The organism is Deferribacterota bacterium, assembly GCA_034189185.1.
Taxonomy (GTDB): domain Bacteria; phylum Chrysiogenota; class Deferribacteres; order Deferribacterales; family UBA228; genus UBA228.
In genome coordinates, this window is sequence record JAXHVM010000135.1 from 1 (window position 1) to 5,075 (window position 5,075).

The following is a 5,075-nucleotide window of genomic DNA, read 5'->3' on the forward strand; positions in this document are numbered from 1 at the left end:
CATAGGGTCTTTTTTCATCCCAGGTTATTCTTAGATATTTACATTTAAAGCAATTAATAAAATTTTTATTCACTTTAATATCTCCAAAATTTCATCTACCCTTCCTTCATTTATATCAATTGGTGGCATAAGTGCGTTATCTTTTAGTTTCCTTGGATTTTTTATCCATCTTCTTAAATCTTTATTATTCCATTTTTTAATTTCTATTGTATTGTTGAAGTATTTGGTGAAAAGCCCACTTAGGTTAGGCCCAATATCTCCCTCCCCTGTTGGGCCACTTTTTTTTGATATAACCTTATGGCAGGACCCACAATTTTCATTGAAGGGATTGCTTTTTATAGAGTTTTCTTCAAAGTGAACAATAAGATAGCTTAATTTAACGCCATCACCATAGAAAGAACCGTTTAATAATGCATTAATTATATAGGTAGCTTCTTTATCTCTAAAGTAGAATTTTGGCATAAATGTGTTAGGCTCTTTTATAGAATTTAATATCTCTTTTATTTCTTTTTCTCTTAATGATATATCTAAGTTGGCTGCTATATTATTTCCTTTATTTTTTATAGTATGGCATCTTCTACACCCCGCATTTTTAATAATTGTGTTACCCTTAAATACAGGATAACTTTTATCCATTAGAAAATAAGCAAATTTGCCCTTTATTATTTTTGTATGGGCTATATCTTTTCTCTTTGTATATTTATTTCCTCTATGGCATAGCGTACAATCACCCTTTGAAGCAAAGTGGTTTATATTATTATGGCAGCTAATGCAGAATTCTATTGATAATAAATAGGGTGTTAATATAAAAAAATAGAAAAAAATTAATAGAATTTTAATATCCAATCATGTCCCCTAAAGAAATATGCAATTATTGTCAGTATAATAATAATAAATATTATTAATATTGTAAAAATTGAAACTAACAAATCTTCTTTTGGAAACCATCTTGCTAAATGGCTAGAGGGATTTTTTCTAATTAATGGTAGAAATAAATAAAAAATAAATATTATTAGAACTATATAAATATAATATATAGAATAACTAACAACTTCTTGAATCCATAATAGAAACCACGCTGATTTTGCTGGATTTGGTGGGTTTTTGATGTCCGCTTTTTCCATTAAAGGGGCATCGAAAAATATAGAGCAAATTAATATTAAAGCTATTAAAAATAATGATGAATATTTAATAATCTTAAAGAAATAAGGATCACTCTTTATATGTTTTCTTTCTTTTTCCATTTTTATATGTAGGGCAAGACTCCTTTATCTTTTCTAATTCTATAAAAATGAATTGATATAAATATTAGCATAATTATAGGCACAATTATAATATGAAGAATATAAAATCTTAATAGGGTGTAGTTTGTTTGTATATTGTGAACCACTAAAAGATCTTTTATACCCTTGCCAAAAGGGATTGACTCTAAAAGATTCATTCCCGTTTGGGTAGCCCATAGAGACAATTGATCCATTGGCAATAGATAGCCAGAGTAGGCTTCAAATAATGACAAGACTAGCAAGATCATGCCTATAATCCAGTTGTAGCTCCTAAGTCTATAAACTCCTGTTAATATAACCCTTAGGGTGTGTAAGAATAATAGAACTAAAAAAAGGTGATTTGAAAACCTGTGCATATCCCTTAAGTATTTGCCAAGTAAAATATTTTCTTCTATAAACAATATTGAATTATATGCTCTTTCAGGTGTTGGTTCGTAATATATAGACAAGAGTATACCAGATATACAGAGGATAAAAAAGGCAAGTAGGGATAATCCGCCTAGACAGAATGTGTATGATATCTTCAGATTGTTTTTAAGTATTATTTTAGGGAATATATGTTTTAAAAATTCTGAAAACATAGCTAGCAGTATATAAATAGAGTATTTTTTATGATTTTAAAGGGTAAGTTTTTTAAATCTCTATTAGCTGGGCCTTTTAATGCCTTACCTGTTAGGCTAAACTTGCTACCATGACAAGGACAAATAAAATTTGTTTCCGTTAAATTAAGGGTGCAACCTAAATGTGTGCAAACTATGCTCAAAGCATATATTTTATTATCTTTATTTATAACAGCAACTCTCTTATTTTTTATTATTAACCCCCCTTCTTTAGGGATTCTGTCTAATTCTATTTTTATAGTGTTAGACTTTTTTAATCCAGAAGGAATTAAGTATTTATATAAAAAAATAAATCCAAATATCGCTAGAATGAGTTTTAGTATGTTTCTTTTAGAGATTCTATAAATTTTTCTACTTTTTTCCATTTCTCTATATATTTATTAATAAAATATTTATTCTTAACCCCAATTTTTTGATTATAAGTATTATTATCAATAAAAACACCATTTATTATCTGCTGATCCTTTTGTGAAAAAAATGAATCTATTTTAATATCATCTTTTTTTAGCTCATATACCCTTTTTTCTTTTTCTAGTAGTAGATATTTCTTTTTATTTCTATGGCATTCATCGCATAATACTACTTCTCTCCTAACAGTATGAGGGAAGAATGCTTTCCAATAAGAGCCGAGCAACCTATTATCATCGCCTATTAAAGTATTATTTACTATTTTTGTATAGAAAAATATAAATTCAGGCCTAATTGGGCTATATTTTCCTTTACTATTTAATCCCAAAAAGAGGTTGTAGTAATCCTTTAAAAATGAGCTTTTAACGTATTCATTAGAAATATTATTAAGACTATTATAATATTTTTTTACAGAACTATTTATAAATTGGATGTAGAATGTACCAAGCTCATTCACTGTCCATGCAGAATGGCATGCATAACACTCCATTTTTTCCATGTGTTCATTTATGCTGTGCTCTACAATAGTTTTATCAATTTTTTTATGGCAATCTCTGCAATCTTTAGAATATTTCTTTTCTTTAATAAAGCTTTCCATAGAATGACATTGGTGACATTCTATATTTTTTTCATAATGAACATCTGGTAGCATTTTAAGATAGTATAGTCCATCTTTTTTGATTCCTCTTTTATATCTTTCATGATCCTCTCTTATTGCAAGCCCTAAGTAATCGATGCCAACGAAATAACCACGATGGCACTTAACACATTTTTCATTTGTAGGTAGCCCTATATCATGGATTTTTTTATTAAAAATATGACAGTCAAAGCAATGTGAAATATGACAGTTTTTTTTGCAATTTTTATTATAAAAATTATTATCTACCTCATTAAATGTATGGTTTATTATATCCTTTTCCTTTTTTCTATTGACCATTAAACTATCTTTAATTTTCTTATATTTGTTGTGGCATTTAAGACATATATCATAGTCAAAGGATTGCCTGTCTATCTTATAGTGGTTTTCCTCATATATATGGCATTCTTTGCAATTTATTAACCTATGCTTGCCTAAATTTTTAATATTCCCATGGCATTTTTGACAATCTTTAGCTAAAAGCGTGCTAGTTACTATTATAGCGCTTAAGACAGTTAGTAAGCCTATTATAGTCAATTTTATTCTCATAAAATGATTCTTCTCCTTTATTGTGGCATATTATACAGATATTTGGTTTTACTATTTTTATTAATTCTTCTTTGTTTAAATTTCTACTATTCTCTCTAACAATATCACCTGTGTTATAAATAATACCTTCTTTAGCGTATAATATAGCATCTAGTGGTTTGTCACAATTATCACATAGAATAGGGCTTATAATATTACCCTTTTTGATTGATATTAGCGATTTGCCAAAACCAGCAAAATATAAATTTCCATGACATTCATTGCACTCTACTGCTTTTTTGCCTGTATTGTGTGAATAAAAAGGAGCATATTTGAATTGTTTCTTTTCTCTAAATAGGGGAACTTTATTTTTATATAAAATATTACCATGTTTATCGATATAGGTTAAAAATGTTTGGCATCCTGGGGTTACTGGTGATATCCTGCCTTTCTCATTTACAGCCAAGGGGAAGGGATACAATCTTCTTAGGTCTTCTTTCTCAGTAAAGGCCCCGCTAGTCATTTTTTCATTATTTATTAAATCAGCCTGGATTTTTCTTTCATCATATATTGTGTGGCAGCCGTAGCATTGTTGGGCGACACGTGTATGACAACTAGTACAGCCTAGCTTTTCATGCCCCTTTATACCGTGTTTTTTATCATTAGTTATTAAACTTAATTTATGTTTTTTACCAGTGCGTTTACTAAAAAGGTAATATTTACAATCTTTATAATATACATTTGAGAAATATCTTCCTTTCTTTGTTTTAACCATATTTTTCCCATAGTTATTTTGAATTTTGTAATTTTTTGATTCTATTAATGCACTGTTGTTTTCCTTTAGGATCATGCCAAAGGATGGCTTTTCACTATAAGTACCATGGCAGTCTTCACAGGCTATCTCAACTTGCTTGTACATATTTTCATAAATATATCCATCTCCCATAATATCCCTTGAGGTATGGCAATCAATACAATCTAAATCGTATTTTTCAAAGTGTACATCTGCCTTAATATGATAGACGTTTCTAACGCCACTTATTAACGTTCTGCCTGGAAAGATACCATTTGTTGGTATTAAACTATTATTGCTATCAACAAGCCCTTCATAATGCAGAGATATTCTACCGCTTCTATTATGACATTTAAAACAGACATCATTATCTGGGAGAACATTTATAGTATGTTTAGTAGCCAAACCCTTGTTGCCCTTTATTTGTATATCTCCACCCTCATAAACGCCACACTCTGAATGGCTCCAGTGGCAAGCTGCACATCCTGAAGAATGGTGTGCATTATAGCCCCACCATCTTTTATAACCAACATGACAGCCTGAGCAAAATTTTCTATAGGCAATTGCAGCTATGTTGTTTATATTTTTGATTGAAGGTATATTTTTATAGGTGCCATTATCTAAAAAACCATTTAATTGCTGTGTTGCGTAGAGCTTGCCAAGGGGTTGTCCCCACGCCTCTGATAGGTTTTTAATAATCCCTGTATTTGTTAACATAATAGTATTGCTTACCCTTTTATATTGATAATAGTGGCATTTTCCACAAGTTTTATCCCAACATTCTATATCTGATGGGTTATTTTTAC

At 29.5% G+C, this 5,075-nt stretch carries 6 protein-coding genes; all 6 read right to left on the reverse strand.

Features of this window, described 5'->3' with window-relative positions; all coding sequences use genetic code 11:
- Positions 1-69: 69 nt before the first annotated feature.
- Positions 70-846, reverse strand: a complete 777-nt coding sequence (extS, locus tag SVN78_08365) for a selenite/tellurite reduction operon c-type cytochrome lipoprotein ExtS (protein ID MDY6821618.1) — start codon at positions 844-846, stop codon at positions 70-72.
- Positions 825-1,244, reverse strand: a complete 420-nt coding sequence (locus SVN78_08370) for a cytochrome B6 (GenBank protein ID MDY6821619.1) — start codon at positions 1,242-1,244, stop codon at positions 825-827. Before SVN78_08370 ends, extS begins: the two co-directional genes overlap by 22 nt.
- A gap of 2 nt (positions 1,245-1,246) precedes the next feature.
- Positions 1,247-1,864 carry a cytochrome b N-terminal domain-containing protein gene (locus tag SVN78_08375; protein MDY6821620.1) on the reverse strand — a complete coding sequence of 206 codons (618 nt, stop codon included), beginning with the start codon at positions 1,862-1,864 and terminating at the stop codon, positions 1,247-1,249.
- Positions 1,865-1,866: 2 nt separating this feature from the next.
- The gene (locus tag SVN78_08380; protein MDY6821621.1) at positions 1,867-2,268 is read right to left on the reverse strand and encodes a Rieske (2Fe-2S) protein; all 402 of its coding nucleotides are present in this window, start codon (positions 2,266-2,268) and stop codon (positions 1,867-1,869) included.
- Positions 2,220-3,497, reverse strand: coding sequence for a selenite/tellurite reduction operon b-type cytochrome iron-sulfur cluster-binding subunit ExtO (gene extO, locus SVN78_08385; GenBank protein MDY6821622.1), 1,278 nt, complete (start codon positions 3,495-3,497; stop codon positions 2,220-2,222). The genes SVN78_08380 and extO overlap by 49 nt, the downstream gene beginning before the upstream one ends.
- Positions 3,436-5,075 (reverse strand): cytochrome C (locus SVN78_08390; protein MDY6821623.1); only part of this gene is annotated, 1,640 nt, incomplete at its 5' end. The genes extO and SVN78_08390, both read right to left, overlap by 62 nt.